The organism is Salinimonas iocasae (assembly GCF_006228385.1).
Taxonomy (GTDB): Bacteria; Pseudomonadota; Gammaproteobacteria; order Enterobacterales; family Alteromonadaceae; genus Alteromonas; species Alteromonas iocasae.
Genome location: NZ_CP039852.1, coordinates 2,401,533 through 2,425,130, shown reverse-complemented (window position 1 = coordinate 2,425,130; position 23,598 = coordinate 2,401,533). Strand labels below are relative to the sequence as shown.

Sequence of the window (23,598 nt, the reverse complement as noted above, 5' to 3'; positions counted from 1 at the left end):
TAGCCATATAGCAGGTTCTACAAAAAGGGGCGCATTAAAAAAGGCGAAGTTAAGAAACTTCGCCTTTTTCGCCTGTTCGGACAACGTTAATATTCAAACATTGCCGAAATAGACTCTTCGTTACTAATGCGACGAATCGTCTCGGCGAGCATCTCTGATAAGGTCAGCTGCTTAACCTTTCCAATTTTCTTCATCTGCGGATTCAGCGGAATACTGTCAGTTACAATGATTTCATCAATAACTGACTCGCGCAGATTCTGTGGTGCATTGCCTGAGAAAATAGCATGGGTAGCATACGCAAAAACACGTCGCGCCCCGTGGCTTTTAAGCGCTTCAGCGGCTTTGGCCAGAGTACCGCCAGTATCAATCATGTCATCCACAATTATACAATCACGGTCTTTCACATCACCGATAATATTCATTACCTGAGCAACGTTAGCTTTTGGCCGGCGTTTATCAATAATCGCCAGGTCGGTATCGTTCATCAGTTTTGCAGTTGCACGCGCCCGAACAACTCCACCAATGTCTGGTGACACAACAACCGGGTCAGCAAGCTCACGTCGCATCATATCGGCAAGCAGAATAGGCGTACCAAACGCGTTATCTACAGGAACGTCAAAGAATCCCTGAATCTGCTCAGCGTGTAAATCTATGGTCAGAACACGATCCACACCAACATTTGACAGGAAATCTGCGACCACTTTTGCCGTAATAGGCACCCGTGCAGAACGTACGCGACGATCCTGGCGGGCGTAACCGAAATAGGGCATAACTGCTGTGATACGACCTGCCGAAGCGCGGCGCAGTGCATCAATCATCACAATCAGTTCCATCAGGTTATCGTTAGTGGGGGCGCACGTAGACTGGATAATAAAAACGTCCGAGCCACGGACGTTTTCATGAATTTCTACGCTGATTTCACCGTCACTGAAGCGGCCAACGCTGGCGTTTCCAAGCTTGGTATAGAGACGATCGGCAACTTTCTGGGCAAGTTCTGGTACGGCGTTACCTGCAAAGAGCTTCATATCTGGCACAAGTGTTTCCTCAGTGCATTCAAAATAGAGGTGGCTGGGGTAGCAGGACTCGAACCTACGGATGGCGGGATCAAAACCCGCTGCCTTACCAACTTGGCTATACCCCAATTGTAATTACATGTTGTCCGGAGCGGTATTCACTTCTTGTCGTTTTAATTGCAAAGGCGACTCAGCAACACCTTTAGCCACAAAGCCAGTCCAGTCAGCGGGCAATTTTGCCAGTACATCCCGGGCTTCCTGCTGGTCACTAAAAGTGGCGAATACGCACGCCCCTGTGCCCGTCATCCGCGACGGGGCGTAGTGTACCAACCACTGTAATAATTTTGCAACTTCGGGATGGCGTTTACACACAATTTCCTGACAATCATTACGCGTAGACTCATAACGATAGTCTGACCACTGAATACGTGGCGTCTGGCGTGGCAAATCGGGCTCGCCGAATATTGCCGGGGTACTTACGTGGACACCCGGGTTTACAATCAGATACCAGGTTGCAGGCACGCTAACGGGTGAAAACTTTTCCCCTATGCCTTCAGCAAACACTGTTTTACCGTGAATAAACACGGGCACATCAGCACCTAGTTGCAGTCCGATATGCGCAAGTTCATCTTCACTTAACTGACAATTCCACAAATGATTCAGTGCTACCAGCGTTGTTGCCGCATTGGAAGAGCCACCGCCTATACCGCCGCCCATGGGCAATTGCTTATCAATATAGATTGTGGCTCCCTGCTCTGAGCCCGTATGTCTGGCCAGCAGGCGGGCCGCTTTGACTACCAGGTTGTCTTCATCAGGCACGCCTGGCAGCGACTCAGACATGGCGATAATACCGTTATCGTTAATGTCGAAGGCCAGACGATCGCCGGTATCAAGCATTTGAAACAATGTTTGCAGCTCGTGATAGCCCGTAGCATTGCGACCGGTTATATGTAAAAAAAGGTTGAGTTTAGCCGGGCTGGGCCACCATGACTGCGGCATGACTACAGTGTCCATCTATCGATTCTGATTTTTATAAATGTATTGGATTGTTGCGTATTCGTCAGCGTAAGCGCATGAGGCAGCCAGACATTGTTTACCTGCCCGTAATTTGAATAACTGACAGTCCACTCACCACATCCGCTGCAGGGGCCGGGAGCAAGTGACTGCAGCAATTGCTTTTCGTTTAATTGATATTGGTCAGTCGGGCCGGGCAGTCCTTTCATCCAGTCAAGCAAACGTTGAACCGGAAGCTGCCAGCCCGTGACCTGCGCGATAACCTGTTGCGGGTCGTCGCCTTCAAAGACTTTATCATCAGCTTTTAGTACCGCAGCGCCAGCGTTGTAACGCAAATCTACCAGAGTGATGCCCAGTAAGTTCGTGAGTCTGAATTCAAAATTGGGGTCGTCGTAGTGCCAGTTTAATGTGGCACTTACCGCTTCATTATTTTGCCTGATCGCCATTTTGCCGGACGCTTTCCATTGCCTTACATCTTTCAAGGCAGCAAGTTGCGCGGGTAAATTAACAGATTCTTCCGGTCCGTCAGGTAAGGTAGTGCAACCTCCGATAATAAAAAGGCAGAGCAGAAAAGAAAAAAAGCGTAAGGACATAAGAAAAAATCGATTGGGCTGATTAACCTTTATATAGGAACACAATTACAGCAACACTTTCAATAATTTTGCCTTTTTCGTACAATGCCGCTCCGAAGTCGCCAGATGAATATAAATGACCTTACTTGCCCTCGGAATCAATCACAAAACCGCACCGGTTGCTTTGCGTGAGAAAGTTGCCTTTACACCAGACTCTCTGGTTTCGGCACTGTCATCACTGAAAAAGCAGGAAGGGGTGAGCGAGTCGGTGATTGTTTCGACCTGCAACCGTACAGAAGTCTATGTCAATGGTGCGTTCGACAGCTGTGAATCAATACTTAAGTGGCTGGCACAATTCCACCATGTAGATGAACAACTCATCGGTGAGCACAGCTACCAGTTTTCTCAGGATGAAGCTATTCGTCATATTATGCGGGTGGCAGCAGGCCTGGACTCACTTATACTGGGTGAACCGCAGATACTGGGGCAAGTGAAACAAGCCTTCAACGATGCCCGTCACAGCGGTACCGTCAGTGCAGAGTTCGAGCGCCTTTTTCAGCATACCTTCTCAGTGGCCAAAAAAGTGCGCACCGATACCGATATTGGGGCTAATGCGGTTTCCGTTGCCTTTGCTGCAGTGCAACTGGCGAAACATATTTTTTCAGCATTGCCTAAACGGTCCGTTTTACTGGTAGGGGCGGGCGAGACCATTGAGCTGGTAGCGCAGCACCTCAAAGAGCAGGGCGTGAAGCAGTTACATGTGGCGAACAGAACTGTGGCACGAGCACAAACTCTGGCAGAAAAGCTGGACGCTAACGTCCTGACACTGGCGCAGGTCCCCGAACAGTTGCATAATTTTGATATTGTCATCAGTTCTACTGCCAGTCAGCTTCCGCTTATTGGTAAAGGCATGGTAGAGGGTGCGTTGAAGCAGCGGCGAAACATGCCTATGTTTCTGGTTGATTTAGCAGTGCCCAGAGATATCGAATCCCAGGTCAACGAACTCGGCGATGCTTACCTGTATACGGTTGATGATCTTCAGCACATTGTTGAACAAAATCTGGCCTCACGTGAAGAGGCTGCTCAGGAAGCGGAACAAATCATTACCGGACAGGTTGAAACTTACCTGTCATGGCAACAAAGTCAGCAGTCTATTGATTTAGTGAAACAGTTCAGAGAGCGCGGTACCAGTCAGCGCGATGAGCTGGTTGCCAAGGCCTTGCTTCAACTGGAGGAAGGCAAAGCATCGCAGGATGTTGTCAAAGAGCTGGCGTATAAGTTAACAAATTCACTGATGCACGGACCGACCCGCATATTGCGCGAGGCGGCCGCCACCAGTGACTCATCGTTGAAACAGTGGCTGAGCGATTCACTGGAACTGGATAGTCAGTCAAATCAGCGACAGGAATAAGGTAAATAAAAATTATGAAAGAGTCGGTTGTCAGTAAGCTTGAAAATCTGGTCGAGCGCTTTGATGAAGTGCAGGCCTTGCTGGGCGATCCCGACATCATCGGTAATCAGGATAAGTTTCGCGCGCTCTCCAAGGAATATAGCCAGTTGGAAGACGTGGTGAAAGGTTTCAATGCTTACCGCCAGGCAGAAGAGAATCTGGCTTCAGCGAATGAAATGCTTGAAGAAGATGATGCTGAAATGCGTGAAATGGCGCAGGAAGAAATTAAAACAGCAAAAGCAGAGCTGGCCACCCTGGAAGACGAATTGCAGATATTGCTGTTACCTAAAGACCCTAACGACGATCACAGCTGCTTTCTTGAAATTCGGGCCGGGGCCGGGGGCGATGAAGCGGCTATTTTTGCCGGCGACTTGTTTCGCATGTATAGCCGTTTTGCCGAAAGCCAGAGCTGGCGTGTCGAGCTGGTCAGTGCCAGTGAAGGCGAGCACGGTGGTTTTAAAGAGGTTATTGCTAATGTTGCCGGCGACGGTGCATACGGTATCCTTAAGTTTGAATCAGGCGGTCATCGTGTGCAGCGTGTCCCTGAGACAGAAAGTCAGGGGCGTATTCATACCTCTGCCTGTACCGTCGCGGTGCTACCTGAGGTGCCTGAATCAGAGGCTATTGATATCAACCCGGCTGATCTGAAGGTGGATACGTTTCGTGCTTCCGGTGCGGGTGGTCAGCACGTAAACAAAACGGATTCTGCGATTCGAATTACCCATATACCCAGCGGTCTGGTGGTGGAGTGTCAGGATGAACGTTCTCAGCATAAAAACCGGGCCAAGGCTATGTCAGTGTTGCAGGCACGTCTGAATCAGATTGAAGAAGAAAAGCGGGCTGCCGAGGAAGCATCGACTCGTCGTAACCTGGTGGGCAGTGGTGATCGCTCAGAGCGCATTCGTACTTACAATTTCCCACAGGGGCGTGTTACAGACCACCGAATCAACCTTACGCTGTACAGACTGGATGAGGTGGTTCAGGGGGACCTGAATGCACTGCTTGAGCCTATCCGCCAGGAACATCACGCCGATCTTCTGGCATCACTTGCTGACGAGTAATGCAAATTGCTGAGGCCCTGAAATGGGCCAGTACAGAGTTATCTTACAGCGACAGTGCAGCTATAGATGCGCGCATTTTGCTGTGCACGACACTGGAAAAACCCCAGTCATACCTGTTCACATGGCCTGAACGAGTATTGAGCGACGATGAGACAGTGCGTTTTCAGGCACTGATAAAACAGCGCGCTGAAGGGCAACCTGTTGCCTATTTGATTGGCGCCAGAGAATTCTGGTCGCTTTCTCTTAAAGTCAGTCCTACTACGTTGATTCCACGCCCTGAGACCGAGCTGCTGGTTGAGCAGGCGCTCGCTCGTTTGCCTGATGGTGAGGCCAGCGTTTGCGACCTGGGTACAGGGACCGGCGCGATTGCACTTGCCATTGCCTGTGAGCGTCCCAACGTTAATGTCATCGGTGTAGACAGAATTGCTGATGCCGTCTCGCTCGCCCGGGAGAATGCCGGACGAAACCACATATCCAATGCCGTCTTTTTACAAAGTAACTGGTTTGAATCACTGGCGGGGCAAACATTTTCGATGATTGTCTCTAACCCGCCTTATGTTGAGCAGGATAGCCACTACCTTAATGAGGGCGATGTGCGGTTCGAGCCATCTTCTGCACTTACCGCCGGTACCGATGGACTGGACGATATTCGGTATATTATCAGCAAGGCTCCACACTACCTCACTGAAAATGGCTGGCTTTTACTGGAGCATGGTTTCAATCAGGCTAAGCCTGTTCAGGCGCTTTTAAATCAGCAAGGCTTCACGCAGGTAACGACAATTAACGATCTCGCGGGTCAGCCCCGGGTGACGCTGGGCCAGCGCGGCGAACGCTAAGAGTAGCCCGATACAATAAATTGCGCTTGTCGCGAATGCCTGTAATAGTAATCGATAATTCTTTAATCATGTCAGCAAAAATAAGGAAAAATTATGTACATGATGGCCAAACACCTTCACTTAACCGCAGTCGCATTGAGTGTGCTGCTGTTCATTCTGCGATTTATTCTGTTACAGGCCAGCCCCCGGGTTCTGGAGCAAAAGTGGGCCAAAGTTCTGCCGCACGTAATCGATACCGTTTTGCTGGCCAGTGCGTTGTGGCTGTGCAGCATTTTATCTCAATGGCCATTTATCAATGACTGGCTCACCTTCAAGGTCGTTGGATTGGTTATTTATATTCTGATGGGCATGTTTGCCCTTAAATGGGGGCGCTCTGCACCATTACGCTGGATTGGTTTTGTCGGTGCGCTCACCTGGATTGTTCTTATTGCGAGAGTGGCCTTCACCAAGCAAGCTATTATTTTTTAAAAGGGTTCGATATGACGGTTTCTAAAAAAGTTATTCAGGTTGGCGACACGCAGGTAGGAAATCATCTGCCATTTGTCCTGTTCGGTGGCATGAATGTACTTGAGTCCCGGGATATGGCGATGCGTATCGCAGAGCACTACAAAGAAGTGACAAGTCGATTGAATATCCCTTACGTATTTAAAGCGTCTTTTGATAAGGCTAACCGTTCCTCTGTCACCTCTTTTCGCGGGCCGGGCATGGATGAAGGGCTGAAAATATTTGAGGAAATTAAGTCAACATTTGACGTTCCACTGATTACAGATGTTCATGAACCGCACCAGGCACAACCTGTCTCCGAAGTCGTGGATGTTATTCAGTTACCGGCTTTTCTGGCGCGGCAAACGGATCTGGTGGTCGCAATGGCCAAAACCGGGGCGGTTATAAACGTAAAGAAACCACAATTCCTGGCGCCTCATGAAATGCGCCATATTATTAAGAAGCTGGCAGAAGCCGATAACGAAAATGTGATTTTGTGTGAGCGTGGTAGCTGTTTTGGCTATAACAATCTGGTCGTTGATATGCTTGGGATGGAAGCGATGAAAGAGTTCGCTCCGGTCATCTTTGATGCAACCCACGCACTTCAGATGCCAGGTGGCCGTGAGTCATCAGCTGACGGAAGGCGTGCGCAGGCAGCGCAATTGGCTCGTAGTGGTATGGCATTGGGTCTGGCAGGCTTGTTTATCGAAGCGCACCCTAACCCTGATGAGGCAAAATGTGATGGTCCGTGTGCATTACCTTTATCTAAGCTGGAACCCTATCTGGCGCAAATGAAAGCGCTTGATGAGCTTATAAAAGGATTTGATGCTCTGGATACCTCAGCCAGTTAACAGGCAGGTCAGACTGCAATACAGGCAAGCTAGCTTGCCTGTATCGTATCAGGTGTAATGTTGCGGCTTATTCGCCGGTATTCGCCTTCGAGGCTGCTGTTTTTCGGTTCGGTTGATAAGCAAATAATGCAGATGACAAGTATTTGGCTTTACCCTGTTCCAGTGTTGTTTTCACTTGTTCTGCAACAATTGTTTTCATATCAAGCTGTGGATTCAGGCTGTCTTTATCGAGCTCGATGACAAACGCGTTTTTTTTTGATTCAGAGTCTGTTTGTGTTGTTTCTGCCTGTGCGGTAGCTGCACTGACGAACGCCATAACAGAAACAGTAGATAAAAGTAGTTTTTTCATTTCACACCTAATAGAATTTATAGAAAAATTGTGCTGCTATTGTTAACAGCTTTAACAAATCAGGCGTGTAACTTATTGTTAACAAAGCTTCCTTCCTGATTGCGTGTAAATAATAGACACTGATTGCTTATTTTTAAAACGAGTAAAAGTATGGGTTATTCATTAGAAAATCTAATGCTTTTGTCATCTGTTTGTCATATGTCCAGAGGCTGTATATGCAACGTCGATTACCGCCATTAAATGCCCTGAAAGCCTTTGAAGCTGCGGCCCGCCATTTGAGCTTTACTAAAGCTGCTGATGAGTTGTTTGTCACTCAGGCTGCAGTAAGTCATCAGATAAAAGCGCTCGAAGAATACTTATCCATGAAGCTGTTCATTCGACGTAATCGTACGCTGCTGCTTACTGAGGAAGGGCAAGCCTACTTTCTGGAGCTTAAAGACATATTCAAAAGCCTTCAGGAAGCGACCGAGCGTCTGTTGGCAAAAGGCAGCAAGGGGGCCATCACCGTTGCAATGCCGCCTAGTTTCGCATCGCAGTGGCTGGTACCGCGAATCAGCCGGTTTAGTGTGGAACATCCCGATATTGACGTTCGCATCAAGGCTGTCGACTTTGACGAGGGGTTTCTGGACGATGATGTCGATGTGGCTATTTACTATGGCAAGGGGCGCTGGTCGGGCGTTCAGGCAGACAAGCTGCATAAGGAGTTTCTTACGCCGCTGTGTGCGCCCAGTTTGTTTAGCGGGCCAAAGCCGCTTTCCAGTCTGGCCGATTTAAAACATCATGTACTGTTGCATGACCTGAGTCGCGAAGCGTGGAAAACATGGCTTCGTCAGGTCGGGGTAGCTGGCGTAAATGTCAACCAGGGGCCGGTATTCAGTCACTCGATGCTGGTCCTTCAGGCAGCAGCCCTGGGGCAGGGCATTGCACTGGCAAATACGATCCTGGCTCGCCCGGAAATCGACGCAGGACGTTTAATTATGCCCTTTTCAGAACGTGTGGAATCACGCGACGCCTTCTATGTAGTGTGTGATGAATCCCAGGCCGATTTAGGTAAAATCGCTGCCTTCAGAGAATGGATCCTGGCGCAGGTCGAAGAGGAACAGGAAAATGTTTGATTATCAGATCACCGAAAGTGACAGTGCCAGATGTCGGCTTATTTTAGCGCATGGTGCAGGTGCGGGTTATCAAACGCCATTCATGGAAGATATATCCTCGCATCTGGCACAACAGAGTGTAGAAGTCTGGCGGTTTAACTTTCCCTACATGCAGACGATGCAGGAAACTGGAAAACGACGCCCCCCGGACAAGATGCCAAAGCTTGAAGCGCATTTTAAAGCGCTGGTGGAAGAAAGCATCAGTAAGTCTGCAGCCTTACCGACGTTTATCGGTGGCAAGTCGATGGGTGGACGGGTAGCAACGCATATTCTCGAGGAAAGCGATGCATTGGGGGCGGTGGTTTTCGGCTATCCGTTTCACCCACCGGGAAAGCCAGATAAACTACGAACCGTCCATCTTACAGATATTAAAAAACCTGTATGCATTTGTCAGGGAGAGCGTGACACCTTTGGCACGCAGAAAGAAATCAGAAACTATCCATTGGCCTCATCGGTGACAACATCGTTTCTTAGCGACGGTGACCATAGTCTCAAGCCCCGAAAGAAAAGTGGATTCACGCTACAAAGCAATCTTTATGAAGCTGCGCGTACGGCTGCAATGTTTATGCTTGCGCACAGTAAAGGCAAACAACTATGAAAATAATTATCAGTATCGCCGCACTAAGTGCTTTGACGGCAGTAATACTTGGCGCATTGGCCGCCCACGGCCTCAAAGGCACGCTTAGCCCAGCGTCGCTCGCGTCGTTTAAAACTGCAGTCAGCTATCAGATGTATCACAGTCTGGCGCTGCTACTGGTAGCTGCACTGCCTCAGTTAAAGCGTAATCTGGCAACACTGGCGGCCTGGAGTTTTATTCTGGGAATAGTGTTGTTTAGTGGCAGTATTTATTTGCTGACCCTGGCACAGCTAAGCTGGCTGGGACCGGTTACGCCAATAGGGGGTGTTACGCTCATGATTGGTTGGGGGCTGGTGCTGACAGCTGCTGTTAAAGGAGATACAGATGGCTAGTGTATTGGCGTATTGTCGCGCCGGTTATGAAGCTGATTTAGGTAAAGAGCTTACTGAGAAGGCTACCATGCTTAATTGTTTTGGCTACCCGGTATTCACGTCCGGACAGGGCTACGTAGAGTATATCTGTCATCAGGCTGATGATGCTGATTTGCTGGGACAGAAGCTTGCAGTCGCACAAATAATCTTTGCCAGACAGCTTTTTGTCGTAACAGATACTCTGGAATCGCTGGATAAAAGTGATCGGTTGGGACCAGTACTTAGTGCCGTGCAGGAACACGATAATCCCGATATGAAAAACGGCATGTTGTTCGTCGATCACGCCGATACGGATGATGGAAAAGAACTGGCGAAGCTTTGTCGCAAATTTTCAGTGGTGCTGCGCCAGGCATTAAGAAAACAGTATTGCCTTACTTATAAAGAAAAGCCTGATTGCCGTGGGATTCATGTATTTTTCACCGGTTTTGATGAATGTAAGGTAGGTTATTCCTATCCTGAGGCGCGAAGTGCCCATGCTAATGGTATTTTCCGGCTGAAATTCCCAACGGGCGCACCCAGTCGTTCTACACTTAAGCTTGAAGAAGCTATTCTTACTATGCTGACCGACGAGGAACAGGAGCAAATATTTCGCGCCGGTGGCAGAGCGGTAGATTTAGGGGCATGTCCCGGTGGCTGGACCTTTCAGCTGGTAAAGCGAGGTATGCATGTAGAGGCCATTGACAATGGCTTGGTAGACGATGCGCTAATGGCCACCGGTCAGGTTGAGCATTTTGCGGCAGACGGCTTCAGTTATCGGCCACAGATGGGCCGTGTAGATCTGCTGGTTTGTGATATGATAGAGCAACCTGATCGGGTAGCGAAGCTAATGGGTGACTGGTTAGTTAAGCAATGGGCTGACCATGCTGTGTTTAATTTGAAGTTACCGATGAAAAAACGTTTTGAGACGGTGACCGAGGCAATTTCCTCCTTAAAGGACAGGCTTGATAAACTTGATGATAAGTTTGTTCTGCAGATGAGACACCTTTATCATGATCGCGATGAAATCACGGTGACAATTGTCCGAGAAACGTAATTTCCTGAATCTATTCTAAATGATTGAATAATAAGAATTAATTTAAATGGTGGCGTGGAACCGCTGGATAAGTTTTATACTTTTTGCGGAAAGGGCTGTCAATCTGGTATTGAAATCCTTTATAATCCCGCCGTTTTTTTACTCTGAACCAACGAAAGTGAACTAATGGCAGACTTATCTCATTACAGAAATATTGGTATTTTCGCCCACGTAGACGCGGGGAAAACAACCACAACTGAACGTATTTTGAAACTTACCGGTAAAATCCACAAAACCGGTGAAGTACACGATGGTGAGTCAACAACTGACTTCATGGAACAGGAAGCTGAGCGTGGTATTACTATCCAGTCAGCGGCAACGACCTGTTTCTGGAAAGATCACCGTCTGAACATCATTGATACTCCTGGACACGTTGACTTCACTGTAGAAGTTTACCGTTCACTGAAAGTACTTGACGGCGGTATCGGTGTATTCTGTGGTTCTGGTGGTGTTGAGCCACAATCAGAAACCAACTGGCGCTATGCAAACGAATCAGGTGTTGCACGTGTTATCTTCGTAAACAAGCTGGACCGCATGGGTGCAGATTTTTACCGTGTAGTTGGCCAAATCAAGAAAGTTCTTGGTGCTAAGCCAGTGGTTATGACACTGCCAATCGGTATCGAAGATGATTTCAACGGCATCATCGACGTACTTGAAGAAAAAGCCTATATCTGGGACGAAACTGGTCTGCCAGAAAACTTCGAAGTATGCGATGTTCCTGACGACATGAAAGACAAGGTTGCTGAGTACCGTGAAGAGCTGATTGAAACAGCGGTAGAAATGGATGACGACCTGATGATGGCGTATATGGATGGTGACATGCCGTCTGTTGAAGACATCAAGCGTTGTATCCGTAAAGGTACCCGTGACCTTGAATTCTTTCCGACTTACTGTGGTTCTGCCTTTAAAAACAAAGGTGTTCAGCTGGTACTTGACGCGGTTCTTGATTACCTGCCTAACCCGACTGAAGTTGATCCTCAGCCTCTTACTGACGAAGCGACCGGTGAACCTACTGGCGAGCACGCGATCGTTTCTAAAGACGAGCCGTTCCGTGCATTGGCGTTCAAAATCATGGACGACCGTTTCGGTGCACTGACCTTCATCCGTGTTTACTCTGGTGTACTTAACAAGGGTGATACCATCCTTAACAGTGCAACTGGTAAAACTGAGCGTATCGGCCGTATGGTTGAAATGCACGCTAATGACCGTACAGAACTGACAACTGCACACGCAGGTGACATTCTGGCTGTTGTCGGTATGAAGAATGTACAAACTGGTCACACACTGTGTGCTACCAGCAACCCTTGTACACTTGAGCCGATGATCTTCCCTGAGCCGGTAATCTCAATCGCAGTTAAGCCTAAAGATAAAGGCGCAACTGAGAAAATGGGTATCGCTATCGGTAAACTGGTTTCTGAAGATCCGTCGTTCCAGGTTGAAACTGACGAAGATTCAGGCGAAACCATCCTGAAAGGTATGGGTGAGCTTCACCTTGATATCAAAGTAGATATCCTGAAGCGTACTTACGGCGTTGAGCTGGAAGTTGGTCAGCCACAGGTTGCTTACCGTGAATCTATCACTCAGGAAATCGACGACAGCTACACGCACAAGAAGCAGTCTGGTGGTTCTGGTCAGTTCGGTAAGATTGATTACCGCATCAAGCCGGGTGAAACTAACTCTGGTTTCACATTCACCTCAACTGTTGTTGGTGGTAACGTACCAAAAGAATTCTTCCCTGCCATTGAAAAAGGCTTCAAGGGTATGATGGAAGAAGGTCCGTTGGCGGGCTACCCGGTACTGGATGTTGAAATTGAACTGTATGACGGTGGCTTCCACGCGGTTGACTCATCAGCAGTTGCGTTCGAAATTGCAGCGAAAGGTGCATATCGTCAGTCAATGCCTAAAGCAGGTCCTCAGATTCTTGAGCCAATCATGAAAGTTGACGTGTTCACGCCTGAAGATCACGTTGGTGATGTTATCGGTGACCTGAACCGTCGTCGTGGCATGATCAAAGATCAGGAAGCGGGTGTAACTGGCGTACGTATTAAAGCAGACGTACCTCTTTCAGAAATGTTTGGTTACATCGGTCACCTGCGTACGATGACATCTGGTCGTGGTCAGTTCTCTATGGAGTTCAGCCACTACTCTTCTTGTCCGCAAAATGTTGCTGACAAAGTTATCGAAGAAGCAAAAGCACGTAAAGAAGCAAAATAAGTCTTCTGATGTGATTATAAAAACCCGCCATCTGGCGGGTTTTTTTGTGCCTGAAACTGGCGTACTTTCTGACTGTTCTTCTAATAGCGGGACAGTAAACTGTATGACTTTACTAATCAGCGTTCTGACGGTATTGACGGCCTTTGCAATAGTGGTGGGGCACGTATGCTGCTTTTTAATGGTCAGTACTACTAAACAGGAAGCAGCGAACGTAGTGGTAGTTTACAGCTCCCCGTCAATATTACTGTGGCGCGGGCGTTACTGGACGCTGCGACGTGCTATGGTGACATCAATAACGGTATGGCAGGGCGGGGTGGTGCTGAACAGTGGTCCGTTTTCGTTAGTTGTTATCACGGTGCCGACCCTATTCCGCTGGTTAGTTATTTACCGCTTGCGGTATCACTTTCCTTTTGCATCTGTTAAAGGCGAAGCTCTGAAGCCGACCATTCCCGCTTTGAGCTTTTTCATCAGAATTCGATGTTGGCTGCGTAAGTTTGCATAGTGACTACGTTGTGTGGCTGCAGGTACATAACGAATTTCTTCGTATTGCGCGGTAAACCGTTCAAATAGCGCAAAAGTTTGTGAATCCAGGTGAGGCGCCACTGTGTGAAGATATTGTCTTGCGGAAAGATTAGCCCGTTCTACACCCGTCAATTTATGCAGCCGTGCTGACAGACTGTCGTAAAGACGCTGGATTTCATCGGTCTGCCTGGCAGCAGGCTTAGGGATAAAGTAAAGGGCAAGTAATCCCGTGATAAATAACATCACAGCCAGACCGAAAAGAGCCAGTTTAGTGGTGGTTTTCTCACCCAGTATTCCACTAAGCATATCTTGCTGACGCTCATCATCGAAGCCCAGTACCCAGCGGCTCCACTGATAATTAACCGTATCAATCATCGAAAACAGCCCGCCCAATAGTGCAGAGTCTCGGGCCCGCGCTCTTGAGAATAATGGCACTTCCGCCTGCTGGTCTGCCATTGCTTGCTGAAAGCCGTATTGCAAACGGGACATCGCGACCATCGAGGTGGGATCGAAGCGTTGCCATGTCTTACCGTCAGGGGCGGCTTCAACCCACGCATGTGCATCGTACTGATAGACACTAAGTGCGTTCTGAGTAATGGCTTCACCGCCCTGATACCCTGAAACAATTCTCGCCGGAATACCGGTTTCCCGAAGCACATACGCCATGGCACTGGCATAATGTGCGCAAAAACCTTCGCGCTGCTCAAATAAAAACGTATCAACAGGATGTTGGGGCATAGCCCCGGGTGTCAGCGTATAAGAGAACCCCTGGTTAGCAAAATAACGCATTACTGCGTTGGTCAGTGCGTGATTATCATTGTAACGTTGCCTTAACTGCCTGGCCCAGTCACGGGCGCGGGGGTTCTTCTGACTGGCAGGTACCTGCAAGTTTAGCTTATGGTCGATCCCAGTACCTGACAGAGGTCGTATTGCATCTTCATAATACCGTAAGTCAAATAACTGCTTGCTCATGACAGGCTGTCGCGCCGAAAGTGAATAGTCCTGATTTCGTATAACTTTACCGGCGGTTGAACGGTTCGCAGGTACGGATACATTCAGCGCATAAAGCCACTGATTTCCATCAGGCTCTACGATCATCTGATACTCATCCCAATTACCGTTTGGCTCAGACCATGTGGCTGGGTTAGCAAACTGAGCCATAATCTGCTGTTGTTGACGATACTCACTCACTGACCAGGTATTGCCATCGAAAGATTCCAGCACCATTGCTCGCCAGTAACGTTGCTCAGGAAGCGGAATATCGCCCTTGAAGGTGGCGGTAAAAACACGCTCGGTAGAGCGGGTCAGCGAGGCAATATCTCCCGGCGTCATACTTTCACTCAGACCGGTTTGCGTGCTTTTGCCGGCAGGCATGCCCCATAAGGGTGGCAACTGTGGCATCACAATAAATAACAGACACGCGATGGGTAACGCCTGCAGCCCCAGTTTCACAATTGCAGAAAGCTGTTTTTTAAAGGCTAGTTGGGGCGCAAACAAGTGCTGCAGCCCTAATAACAACAGCAACACGATAATACTTAGCAGAATGGCTGTAGATAAAGCCTGTTCAAAAATGAACGCACAGCCGATAAGAAAAAAGGCACAGGCAGTTAGCTGTAAAAAATCTTTGGATTGCCGCAATATCAACAGCTTCAGCGCACAGCCGGTCACCAGTAAATTAACCATGATTTCCAGCAAGCCTTGCTGACCGCTGAACCAGGCCAGCGCGATACATGCCAGTACCGCGAGAAGGTTAACCAGTCGCGCACTGAGTTTCTGTGTCTGTCCGGCGCGGAACAGGTAAAACCGAATCACGGTGGCACAGGTCATCATCAGCATCACCCAACCCATGAGTGGCTGATTAAGTACGGCGGTAAGTACCAGCATGGCTATACTGAGAATAAGGGTCGCACGATGGCCCTTGACCGGAAGCCCTGCGCCCTTCATACCTGAGTTCCGATAGTGCTTAACGCACGCAGACACTTATCACGATGCGCCCGACCGGTATCTGCGGTGTAGTGAAGAGGGCCTATCTGTAGCGCGAATGGCTGTTGACGCCGGGTTAGCTCAACAACCAGATATGCTGTCTGACTGATGTCCTTTTCCAGTGTCTGGCTAACAGGGTTGATGATAAGCCGGGTATTAAAATTTGCCGGCTCGCTGAACGTTTTTACCGTAGGCTCAGCGCCCCTGGCTAATGACTTCCACGCTATCCGGGCAATAGGGTCGCCTTCACGATATGCTCGTAAACTGTCAAAATCCTCTTGCCCGGCAACCAGCGTCGCACCGTTTCCATTACTTTGCTGATAACTGACGTTATGAATACTGGCAGGTTCCAAACGCGGAAATACAGTCATAGGTTGCGCAAAGTCAAGATGCGTCCAGCATTTGAAAAGGCCAAGCGGGTATTGCGAACTGAAGGTTACCCGGGGCAGGGGAAACACCCCACGACGGTAAGTGGCACGAGGCAGGTGGACTTCGTCGGCTTTTTCGTCTAAATCTACAACAATACCGTGTTTGTGGCCCCACCACCTGATGGTTAGCTGTCCGGCGGGCTGTTGATGCGAGTGTGAAGACAGCTGAATTTGAAACTGTGCTTCATCGCCTGCATATACAGTATTGACCCCGCGGGCCTGGATTTGTAAACGCGCAAAGTTCTGATAGCTGGTAAATAGCGCAACCAGAGAAACGGAAAGAAAAAAATAACAAAGCAGCAATAGCAGATTGTTCTGATAGTTTGTGCCCAGAATGAATAGCGCTGCGCATAATACAAAAAAGTACACACCAAAGCGTGTCGGCATAATAAATACCGACTGCATATTCAGGGTATGCCTACGGTGACCGGGAATGCGCGCTGCCAGCCACCGTAATAGCAGTCGGTTTCGAAGCCGTCCGAACATATTAGGCGGCCAGTGGGTCGACACTTTCCAGCAAGCGCTGGCTAAGCGATGTATCCTCGTCAGTATCCTGATAGGACGCCCGTAATCTGTGCTCTGACACGGCTGCAAAAACCGCCTGAATATCATCGGGAAGCACGTGATCACGATTATGAATGAAAGCCCACGCACGGCTGGCCTGTAGCAACGCTTTACTGGCCCGGGGCGATAAGGCATGAGGAAAACCCGGGGTGGTTCTGCTCATGGTAACCAGCCGCAGAATATAGCTAATGACTGCATCAGAAGCATGTACGTTTTTAACCCGTTGTTGCCAGTCGACAAGCTGTTCGACATGATAACTGACAGTATCGGCTTTTACTTCGCTATCGCTCAGCATCGCCTTTTCTGCTTCCCAATCTGGGTACCCAAGCGAAATTTTCATCAAAAAACGGTCAAGCTGCGACTCGGGCAATGGATAGGTCCCTGACTGAAACATCGGGTTTTGTGTGCCAATTACGAAAAACGGTGAAGGCAGTGGATAAGTGGTGCCATCTATACTCACCTGCTGCTCTTCCATTGACTCAAGCAGCGCACTTTGGGTTTTAGGACTTGCCCGGTTAATTTCATCAGCGAGTATCAGTTGATTAAAAACCGGGCCTGGGCGAAATACAAAATCCTGCGTTTGGGCGTTAAATATGGTCGCGCCCAGCATGTCTGAAGGCAGCAAGTCTGAGGTAAACTGAATACGTGAATAATCAAGATTAAAGAGGCGGGCGAGTGCGTGAGAGAGGGTTGTTTTACCCATACCCGGTAAATCTTCAATTAAAAGATGACCCTGCGCCAGCATGCAGGTTAGCGCAAGCTTAATTTGTTGAGGTTTACCCAGTATATGCTTGCCAAGCGCGTCAATTAGCGCGTCGAAATCTGATCTAATCATCCGTGCTACCACTTTTAGATAAGTCAATGTAAAGAATATCAGTGCCGCAATATTCCACAAAGCGTAGAACTAATACGTGAGTATAGCTGTAACGGAGCAAATCAATGATATCGTGTATAAAAATCGGTGGAAATTAAGCACCATAAAGTGCTGCGACGAGCAGGCGTGTTGTCTATAATGGGTCAGATTGTTAAGGAAGTAGTATATGAAAAGTATTGATATAGATGATGATTTATATGCGTATATAGCCGGGCAAACAAAGCATATCGGCGAAAGCGCTTCAGACATTCTGCGCCGCTTGCTGATGGATGGCGCTGCACAGAAGGTCAGTGCTGATGGAAAATCGGTACTGCAGGCGAAGACCGCCGAGACTACACCTGCTAAATCTCAGGAAAAGAAGCTGTCTACCTCTGCAACCAGCAAACCAGCTAGTCAGGCTGCAGGCAAACCGTCATCAACCCGCGATGCTGTCGCCAAACCAGCAGCGCCTGAAGGTAAAGACATTACATCGCGGCTGAGTAAGGACGTATTAGAGCCTTATACCAAACGGGTCGATTTGTTTTTGTTTATTCTTGCTCAATTGCATGATCTACAACCTCAAACATTTGCTCAGGTAGAGCAAATAAAGGGCAAAAACCGTATTTATTTCGCAACATCTAAAGATGCATTGCTGAAAACCGGTAGCAGTACGAACCCGAAACAGATACCTGACAGCCCTTACTGGGTCGTTACGAATAACAATACAGCAAAGAAAATAGCGATGCTGGAACAGGTTCTGCAAGTACTTGGCTATGATGCGGAAACGCGGGAATTAGTAGTGAACCGTTTCGCCTGATTAAGCATACCGCTTCACAAACACAATTTCGAAAGGATACCGTATGGCACAGCACAGTCAGGCAGGCCAGCCTGCCGCCCCCGAGCAGCTTATCAATGTTGCGGAATTAGTTGGTCAGTATTATAGCTACACCCCGGACCCGATGAATAAAGCAGAAGCTGTCAGCTTCGGTACATCCGGGCACAGGGGAAGTGCCAGTCTGGCCACATTTAATGATGTGCACATAGCGGCTATTTGTCAGGCACTGGCGGAGTATCGTCAGCACGAGAATATTACCGGACCGTTATTTATCGGAAAGGACACCCACGCATTATCTGAACCGGCAATGATGACTGCGATTGAAGTGCTTAGTGCCAATGACATCCCAGTGGTGATTCAGCGAAGCGATAATGCCAGTATGGGATATACCCCCACGCCGGTCATATCCCGCACCATTATTCGCTACAATCAGTCCCGCACAGAAGGATTTGCTGACGGTGTGGTCATTACGCCTTCTCATAACCCGCCCGCAGACGGTGGTTTCAAATACAACCCACCGCATGGTGGACCGGCTGACAGCGATGCCACGAGCGTTATTCAAAAACGGGCAAACGCCCTTATTGGTGACAAGAATGCCGGCGTAAAGCGATTGCCACTGCGTGAAGCTCTGGCCAGCGATTTGGTTAGCGAAGATGATTTTATGGAACCCTATATTGACGATTTGGCAAAGGTTGTCGATATGCAGGCTATTAGTCAGGCCGGACTGAAGTTGGGAACCGATCCTCTGGGTGGTGCCGGGGTAGGGTACTGGGAGCGTATTGCTGAAAAATATAACCTTAACATCGAAGTGGTTAATAAGAAGGTCGATCCGCAGTTCGGGTTTATGCGCAGAGACAAGGACGGTAAATTGCGTATGGACTGTTCCTCTGCGTTTGCGATGGCCGGTTTAATTGAATTAAAAGACCGGTTCGACCTTGCATGGGGCAACGACCCTGACTTTGACCGACACGGCATCGTATGCAAAAGCGCAGGCCTGATGAACCCTAATCATTATCTTGCTGTTGCAATTAACTATCTTTTTAACAATCGCCCGGATTGGTCGGCTTCGCTTAAAGTCGGTAAAACACTGGTTTCCAGTTCCATGATCGACCGCGTCGCAACGTCGCTTGAGCGTGAGTTGGCCGAAATGCCGGTTGGCTTTAAGTGGTTTGTAGAGGGAATGAGTAAGGGCACCATCGGCTTTGCCGGCGAAGAAAGCGCCGGAGGCATCTTTCTTCAGCGCGATGGCAAAACCTGGGCAACGGATAAAGACGGCTTCATCTTATGCCTGTTAGCTGCAGAGATCTTAGCTGTGACCGGTAAAGACCCGGGTGAACACTACCAGACACTCACTGAAAAGTTTGGCGAGCCGGTATACCAGCGAATAGATGTGGCTGCATCGTTGGAGCAAAAGGCTAAGCTATCTAATATGGATAAGTCGGTGGTTACCAGCCAGACGCTGGCAGGCGATCCGATAATAAATGTGCAAACACATGCGCCGGGCAATAACGCTGCAATAGGTGGTGTGAAAGTATCTACAGAAAACGGCTGGTTCGCTGCAAGACCTTCCGGCACTGAGCAAATCTACAAAATTTATGCAGAAAGCTTCAAAGGTGAAGCTCACTTACAGAAACTCATTGATGAAGCTGAGCAATTAGTCGGCAAAATTATCGAGTGAATATCAAAATGTAAATCTACTGCCTAAGTGGTGTAAATTAAGTGTTAATAAAAAGGCTTTTTTCTAAAAAAAGTCTTTTTTTTTGGTGAATTTAACAAAAATATTACAAACAGACGCTTAATTCGTTGCTATATTGCTTTCAGTTGTTGTTCAATTCTGTAATTTTATTACGCAATTAGGACGAATGTTGCCCGATGCAAACGGGGACGTTTCCAAATTTAAGAGAGAGAATGATATGAACGCGAAAGCTGGCAATGCTTCTCAGGCATCTTCCTTACCTGATGTGAAAATCAGTAAAGGCGATTTCAAAGCCGCTATCATCCGCCATTTGCACTCGACACTTGGCACAGACGAAAACAAAGCTAACAACCATGCTTGGTGGAAGGCCACTTGCGCTGCTATTCAGGAAAACGTGCTGGAAGGGTTACGCCGTACCCAGAAAACGCACTATATGAATGACACACGCGCGGTGCATTATTTCTCCGCCGAGTTTTTGATGGGTCGCTTGCTTTCAAACAACATGCAGAACTTCGGCCTTTACGATGTTGCTCACGGTGCGCTAAAGGAGCTGGGTGTAGAACTGGCTGATGTGCTTGAAGAAGAGCCAGATATGGCGCTGGGCAATGGTGGCCTTGGCCGTCTGGCGGCATGCTTTATTGATTCCCTGGCGACCATGGAATTACCTGCTATCGGCTATGGTATTCACTATGAGCACGGTCTATTCAGACAGGAAATTAAAAGTGGCGCCCAGATTGAACGCCCGGACAGCTGGCGCGATTACGGAAATCCATGGGAAATATGCCGGCCTGAATCCATTCAGGAAGTGTCTCTGTTTGGTTATGTAGAAACTAAATACGGCGATAATGGCGGTATTAAAAAAGAATGGCACCCTGGCTCTATTGTTAAAGGTGTTCCATGGGATATCCCGGTAGTCGGGTACGGCGGCAAAACCGTGAATGTTCTTCGTTTGTGGCAATCAGAAGCGTCGGACTATTTCAACTGGGATGTTTTCAACGCGGGTGGCTATGTAGATGCGCAGCGTGAAAACATTCAGGCAGAAACTATTTCAAAAGTACTGTACCCCAATGATGAGACCGAAGCCGGCAAAGAGCTTCGTCTGATACAGCAGTATTTCTTCTGTTCGTGTTCACTTAAAGACATTATTCGTCGCTACAAACGCGCACACGGTGACGACTGGAGTCGTTTTAAAGAACAGGTAGTCATTCAGTTAAATGATACGCACCCGGCAATCGCTATTCCGGAGCTAATGCGAATTCTGGTGGATCGCGCGGAACTGGACTGGGATACTGCATGGGACATCAGCACACATGTTTTTGCCTATACCAATCACACCTTATTACCAGAAGCACTGGAGAAGTGGCCGGCCAGAATGCTGGAAAAAATTCTGCCCAGACACCTCGAGATCATTTACGAGATCAATCATCGTTTCATGAACGAGGTTGATAAAAAGTGGCCGGGCGATAACAGCAAAAAAGCTAAGCTGTCTATCATTGAGGAAGGTCCGGAGAAAATGGTACGCATGGGTCATCTTTCTGTCATCGGGTCATTTAAAGTTAACGGTGTAGCCGAGCTGCACTCGCGACTGGTAAAAGAAAATCTTTTCCCGGATTTCGACGCACTTTGGCCAGACAAACTGACTAATGTCACCAACGGCATCACGCCGCGGCGCTGGCTGAAAGCATGTAACCCGCTATTGTCTGAACTGGTCGACAAAAAAGTGGGTGAAGACTGGCCGCTTAATTTGAAAAAGCTGGAAGGGCTGGCAAAACACGCCACCAACAAAACATTCCAGAAGTCGTTCATGAGCGTGAAGCAGAAAAATAAACAGCTTCTGGCCGACGAGATCTATGCATCTACAGGCATTCAGGTCGATACCAACGCCATTTTTGATATTCAGATTAAGCGCCTGCATGAGTATAAGCGGCAGCATCTTAATCTGCTGCATATTATGGCACTGTACCGTCGCATTCTGGAGAATCCGGATTACGATATGCATCCCCGGGTGTTTATCTTCGGCGCAAAAGCCGCACCTGGCTACAAGCTGGCTAAAGACATTATCTTCGCTATAAATAAAGTAGCAGATAAGGTCAACAATGATCCGCGGGTGGGTAATAAGCTTAAAGTTGTGTTCCTGCCGAATTATCGGGTATCGCTTGCTGAAAAAATGATTCCTGCATGTGATGTTTCGGAGCAAATCAGTACAGCCGGAAAAGAAGCATCGGGTACTGGTAACATGAAACTGGCGCTAAATGGTGCGGTAACTATCGGTACGCTGGATGGTGCGAATGTCGAGATTGCTGAGGAAGTTGGCGAGGACAATATTTTCATCTTCGGAATGACCGTCGAAGACGTCAACGCGTTGAAAGCCAGTGGTTACAATCCTAAAGACTACTACTACAAAGATGCCGAGATTAAAGCCATTCTGGACTGGCTGGAGACCGACTATTTTACACCCGGAAAGCCCGGCGCACTGGTTTCTATCAAACAGAGCCTGCTGGATTTAGGTGACCCATTCTTCGTGCTGGCCGATTTCAGAGCCTACTCAGATGCTCAGATTGAGGTAGATAAAGCTTATCGCGACAAAGCACGCTGGGCTGAAATGGTCATCATTAATACGGCGATGATGGGGAAATTCACCTCAGACCGTTCAATTCAGGACTATGTCGATCGTGTGTGGAGACTGGATTCCTGTGCTGTGGAACAGCAGAAGATTCGTTAATCAATAGAATCCGAACTAAAAAGGCCGCTGATAAAGGGGCCTTTTTTTTGGTCTTTTTTAGCTGACTGTCGCGTACACAGATTAATCAGTTTTATCCTATGTAAAACAGGAATCAGTAAAATGGACAGAAAAGTGAATTTGATCTTAGCTACACTACTTGCAGCGGGTGTGGTGGGAGCAACTACGTTTGCTAATAATGCACTGGCTCAACAGAATGAGCAGATGGAGGAAGCCAGAAAAGAGGCTAAAGAACAGAAACGTGAGACCAGAAAGGATTGGGAAGAGCAGGCGCGTGAAGCAGAAAAAGACGCGCGGGAAGCGCAGCGAGAAGCTCGCCAAGAGGCAGCTGAGATTGCGCGTGAAGATGCTGAGCGCGAAAGAGAACTGACTAAAGAATGGCGTGAAGAAAAACGTGAATCTGAAAAAGCACAGCGTGAAGCAAGAAAAGATGTAGAAGAAGCGCAGCGTGAGGCACGCAAGGAAACGGCCGAACTTGCACGTGAGGATGCTGAGCGCGAAAGGGAGCTGACTAAAGAGTGGCGTGAAGAAAAGCGCGAGCCTGAAAAAGCGCTAAGAGAAAGCGAGAAACAAGCGAAAAAGGCCGAGCAGAAAGCCCGTGCTACTCAGAAAAAATATAACAAGGAAATTCAAAAAGAAATGGACGATGCTGAGCGTCTGGCAAATCAAAAAGCGCGGGAAAAGCTTATAGCGAAAGAAGAGAAAGAGCGTGCTTTGGAAGCCGGACAGACGCCTGAGCCGAAAAAGGCGAATAGCGATGTGATTGAACAATCCCAACACGATGCGTTGGGTACTGATTACGAATAGCGTTCAGGTATTTATGCATGTTAACCGAGTGTGAATAACCTGTAATATTGTCAGTAGTCCTATTCAGGACTACTGACGTACCGAACATTATAG

At 48.3% G+C, this 23,598-nt stretch carries 21 protein-coding genes and 1 tRNA gene; 14 read left to right on the top strand and 8 right to left on the bottom strand.

What is annotated here, in order from left to right; genetic code table 11:
* Positions 1-86 precede the first annotated feature (86 nt).
* The 4 genes from FBQ74_RS10715 to lolB all read right to left on the bottom strand — a co-directional run bounded on the left by FBQ74_RS10715 (position 87) and on the right by lolB (position 2,620).
* Positions 87-1,025 carry a ribose-phosphate pyrophosphokinase gene (locus FBQ74_RS10715; RefSeq protein WP_232372013.1) on the bottom strand — a complete coding sequence of 313 codons (939 nt, stop codon included), beginning with the start codon at positions 1,023-1,025 and terminating at the stop codon, positions 87-89.
* Between the two features lie 40 nt (positions 1,026-1,065).
* Positions 1,066-1,141, bottom strand: a tRNA-Gln gene (locus tag FBQ74_RS10710).
* A gap of 7 nt (positions 1,142-1,148) precedes the next feature.
* Positions 1,149-2,027 (bottom strand): 4-(cytidine 5'-diphospho)-2-C-methyl-D-erythritol kinase, encoded by an 879-nt coding sequence (gene ispE / locus FBQ74_RS10705; RefSeq protein ID WP_139756668.1) that lies wholly within the window; start codon positions 2,025-2,027, stop codon positions 1,149-1,151.
* Positions 2,015-2,620: a lipoprotein insertase outer membrane protein LolB gene (gene lolB, locus FBQ74_RS10700; RefSeq protein WP_139756667.1), complete on the bottom strand. Its 606-nt coding sequence runs from the start codon at positions 2,618-2,620 to the stop codon at positions 2,015-2,017. The genes ispE and lolB overlap by 13 nt, the downstream gene beginning before the upstream one ends.
* A gap of 115 nt (positions 2,621-2,735) precedes the next feature.
* On the opposite strand from lolB, the gene hemA reads away from it, so the two are divergent.
* From hemA to kdsA, 5 genes are all read left to right on the top strand, one after another.
* On the top strand, positions 2,736-4,010 hold the full coding sequence (gene hemA, locus FBQ74_RS10695; RefSeq protein WP_139756666.1) for a glutamyl-tRNA reductase: 1,275 nt from the start codon (positions 2,736-2,738) through the stop codon (positions 4,008-4,010).
* A gap of 14 nt (positions 4,011-4,024) precedes the next feature.
* Positions 4,025-5,110, top strand: coding sequence for a peptide chain release factor 1 (prfA, locus tag FBQ74_RS10690; RefSeq protein WP_139756665.1), 1,086 nt, complete (start codon positions 4,025-4,027; stop codon positions 5,108-5,110).
* Positions 5,110-5,946, top strand: coding sequence for a peptide chain release factor N(5)-glutamine methyltransferase (prmC, locus tag FBQ74_RS10685; RefSeq protein WP_139756664.1), 837 nt, complete (start codon positions 5,110-5,112; stop codon positions 5,944-5,946). Before prfA ends, prmC begins: the two co-directional genes overlap by 1 nt.
* A 93-nt stretch (positions 5,947-6,039) precedes the next feature.
* Complete coding sequence (locus FBQ74_RS10680; protein ID WP_139756663.1) at positions 6,040-6,414, top strand: SirB2 family protein; 375 nt, start codon at positions 6,040-6,042, stop codon at positions 6,412-6,414.
* An 11-nt stretch (positions 6,415-6,425) separates the two neighbouring features.
* On the top strand, positions 6,426-7,280 hold the full coding sequence (kdsA, locus tag FBQ74_RS10675) for a 3-deoxy-8-phosphooctulonate synthase (RefSeq protein WP_139756662.1): 855 nt from the start codon (positions 6,426-6,428) through the stop codon (positions 7,278-7,280).
* Positions 7,281-7,347: 67 nt separating this feature from the next.
* On the opposite strand, the gene FBQ74_RS10670 is transcribed toward kdsA, so the two are convergent.
* A complete protein-coding gene (locus FBQ74_RS10670; protein ID WP_139756661.1) occupies positions 7,348-7,629 on the bottom strand; it encodes a hypothetical protein in 282 nt (93 codons plus the stop codon).
* Positions 7,630-7,844: 215 nt separating this feature from the next.
* On the opposite strand from FBQ74_RS10670, the gene FBQ74_RS10665 reads away from it, so the two are divergent.
* From FBQ74_RS10665 to fusA, 5 genes are all read left to right on the top strand, one after another.
* The gene (locus tag FBQ74_RS10665) at positions 7,845-8,744 is read left to right on the top strand and encodes a transcriptional regulator GcvA (protein ID WP_139756660.1); all 900 of its coding nucleotides are present in this window, start codon (positions 7,845-7,847) and stop codon (positions 8,742-8,744) included.
* Positions 8,737-9,381, top strand: a complete 645-nt coding sequence (locus FBQ74_RS10660) for an alpha/beta family hydrolase (RefSeq protein WP_139756659.1) — start codon at positions 8,737-8,739, stop codon at positions 9,379-9,381. Before FBQ74_RS10665 ends, FBQ74_RS10660 begins: the two co-directional genes overlap by 8 nt.
* Positions 9,378-9,752: a DUF423 domain-containing protein gene (locus FBQ74_RS10655; protein ID WP_139756658.1), complete on the top strand. Its 375-nt coding sequence runs from the start codon at positions 9,378-9,380 to the stop codon at positions 9,750-9,752. Before FBQ74_RS10660 ends, FBQ74_RS10655 begins: the two co-directional genes overlap by 4 nt.
* A complete protein-coding gene (gene rlmM / locus FBQ74_RS10650; RefSeq protein ID WP_139756657.1) occupies positions 9,745-10,824 on the top strand; it encodes a 23S rRNA (cytidine(2498)-2'-O)-methyltransferase RlmM in 1,080 nt (359 codons plus the stop codon). The genes FBQ74_RS10655 and rlmM overlap by 8 nt, the downstream gene beginning before the upstream one ends.
* A 165-nt stretch (positions 10,825-10,989) precedes the next feature.
* Entirely contained in the window at positions 10,990-13,077 is a 2,088-nt protein-coding gene (gene fusA / locus FBQ74_RS10645; protein WP_139756656.1) for an elongation factor G, read from the top strand.
* Positions 13,078-13,476: 399 nt separating this feature from the next.
* On the opposite strand, the gene FBQ74_RS10640 is transcribed toward fusA, so the two are convergent.
* The 3 genes from FBQ74_RS10640 to FBQ74_RS10630 are packed head-to-tail and all read right to left on the bottom strand — an operon-like array spanning position 13,477 to position 17,409.
* Positions 13,477-15,543 carry a transglutaminase family protein gene (locus FBQ74_RS10640; RefSeq protein ID WP_139756655.1) on the bottom strand — a complete coding sequence of 689 codons (2,067 nt, stop codon included), beginning with the start codon at positions 15,541-15,543 and terminating at the stop codon, positions 13,477-13,479.
* Entirely contained in the window at positions 15,540-16,496 is a 957-nt protein-coding gene (locus FBQ74_RS10635) for a DUF58 domain-containing protein (protein WP_139756654.1), read from the bottom strand. Before FBQ74_RS10635 ends, FBQ74_RS10640 begins: the two co-directional genes overlap by 4 nt.
* Position 16,497: 1 nt before the next feature.
* A complete protein-coding gene (locus tag FBQ74_RS10630; RefSeq protein ID WP_139756653.1) occupies positions 16,498-17,409 on the bottom strand; it encodes an AAA family ATPase in 912 nt (303 codons plus the stop codon).
* 205 nt (positions 17,410-17,614) lie between these two features.
* On the opposite strand from FBQ74_RS10630, the gene seqA reads away from it, so the two are divergent.
* From seqA to FBQ74_RS10610, 4 genes are all read left to right on the top strand, one after another.
* Entirely contained in the window at positions 17,615-18,244 is a 630-nt protein-coding gene (seqA, locus tag FBQ74_RS10625) for a replication initiation negative regulator SeqA (protein WP_139756652.1), read from the top strand.
* A gap of 43 nt (positions 18,245-18,287) precedes the next feature.
* Positions 18,288-19,940 (top strand): phosphoglucomutase (alpha-D-glucose-1,6-bisphosphate-dependent), encoded by a 1,653-nt coding sequence (pgm, locus tag FBQ74_RS10620; protein WP_139756651.1) that lies wholly within the window; start codon positions 18,288-18,290, stop codon positions 19,938-19,940.
* A 235-nt stretch (positions 19,941-20,175) separates the two neighbouring features.
* Positions 20,176-22,680, top strand: a complete 2,505-nt coding sequence (locus FBQ74_RS10615; RefSeq protein WP_168190649.1) for a glycogen/starch/alpha-glucan phosphorylase — start codon at positions 20,176-20,178, stop codon at positions 22,678-22,680.
* A gap of 120 nt (positions 22,681-22,800) precedes the next feature.
* Positions 22,801-23,505 carry a hypothetical protein gene (locus tag FBQ74_RS10610; protein WP_139756650.1) on the top strand — a complete coding sequence of 235 codons (705 nt, stop codon included), beginning with the start codon at positions 22,801-22,803 and terminating at the stop codon, positions 23,503-23,505.
* The last annotated feature ends 93 nt before the right edge of the window (positions 23,506-23,598 follow it).

What these genes read in the sequence shown, in the direction of transcription:
- FBQ74_RS10715 (WP_232372013.1), bottom strand. Translation starts at nt 1,025, where the DNA reads ATGAAGCTCTTTGCAGGTAACGCCGTACCAGAACTTGCCCAGAAAGTT.
- ispE (WP_139756668.1), bottom strand. Translation starts at nt 2,027, where the DNA reads ATGGACACTGTAGTCATGCCGCAGTCATGGTGGCCCAGCCCGGCTAAA.
- lolB (WP_139756667.1), bottom strand. Translation starts at nt 2,620, where the DNA reads ATGTCCTTACGCTTTTTTTCTTTTCTGCTCTGCCTTTTTATTATCGGA.
- hemA (WP_139756666.1), top strand. Translation starts at nt 2,736, where the DNA reads ATGACCTTACTTGCCCTCGGAATCAATCACAAAACCGCACCGGTTGCT.
- prfA (WP_139756665.1), top strand. Translation starts at nt 4,025, where the DNA reads ATGAAAGAGTCGGTTGTCAGTAAGCTTGAAAATCTGGTCGAGCGCTTT.
- prmC (WP_139756664.1), top strand. Translation starts at nt 5,110, where the DNA reads ATGCAAATTGCTGAGGCCCTGAAATGGGCCAGTACAGAGTTATCTTAC.
- FBQ74_RS10680 (WP_139756663.1), top strand. Translation starts at nt 6,040, where the DNA reads ATGTACATGATGGCCAAACACCTTCACTTAACCGCAGTCGCATTGAGT.
- kdsA (WP_139756662.1), top strand. Translation starts at nt 6,426, where the DNA reads ATGACGGTTTCTAAAAAAGTTATTCAGGTTGGCGACACGCAGGTAGGA.
- FBQ74_RS10670 (WP_139756661.1), bottom strand. Translation starts at nt 7,629, where the DNA reads ATGAAAAAACTACTTTTATCTACTGTTTCTGTTATGGCGTTCGTCAGT.
- FBQ74_RS10665 (WP_139756660.1), top strand. Translation starts at nt 7,845, where the DNA reads ATGCAACGTCGATTACCGCCATTAAATGCCCTGAAAGCCTTTGAAGCT.
- FBQ74_RS10660 (WP_139756659.1), top strand. Translation starts at nt 8,737, where the DNA reads ATGTTTGATTATCAGATCACCGAAAGTGACAGTGCCAGATGTCGGCTT.
- FBQ74_RS10655 (WP_139756658.1), top strand. Translation starts at nt 9,378, where the DNA reads ATGAAAATAATTATCAGTATCGCCGCACTAAGTGCTTTGACGGCAGTA.
- rlmM (WP_139756657.1), top strand. Translation starts at nt 9,745, where the DNA reads ATGGCTAGTGTATTGGCGTATTGTCGCGCCGGTTATGAAGCTGATTTA.
- fusA (WP_139756656.1), top strand. Translation starts at nt 10,990, where the DNA reads ATGGCAGACTTATCTCATTACAGAAATATTGGTATTTTCGCCCACGTA.
- FBQ74_RS10640 (WP_139756655.1), bottom strand. Translation starts at nt 15,543, where the DNA reads ATGAAGGGCGCAGGGCTTCCGGTCAAGGGCCATCGTGCGACCCTTATT.
- FBQ74_RS10635 (WP_139756654.1), bottom strand. Translation starts at nt 16,496, where the DNA reads ATGTTCGGACGGCTTCGAAACCGACTGCTATTACGGTGGCTGGCAGCG.
- FBQ74_RS10630 (WP_139756653.1), bottom strand. Translation starts at nt 17,409, where the DNA reads ATGATTAGATCAGATTTCGACGCGCTAATTGACGCGCTTGGCAAGCAT.
- seqA (WP_139756652.1), top strand. Translation starts at nt 17,615, where the DNA reads ATGAAAAGTATTGATATAGATGATGATTTATATGCGTATATAGCCGGG.
- pgm (WP_139756651.1), top strand. Translation starts at nt 18,288, where the DNA reads ATGGCACAGCACAGTCAGGCAGGCCAGCCTGCCGCCCCCGAGCAGCTT.
- FBQ74_RS10615 (WP_168190649.1), top strand. Translation starts at nt 20,176, where the DNA reads ATGAACGCGAAAGCTGGCAATGCTTCTCAGGCATCTTCCTTACCTGAT.
- FBQ74_RS10610 (WP_139756650.1), top strand. Translation starts at nt 22,801, where the DNA reads ATGGACAGAAAAGTGAATTTGATCTTAGCTACACTACTTGCAGCGGGT.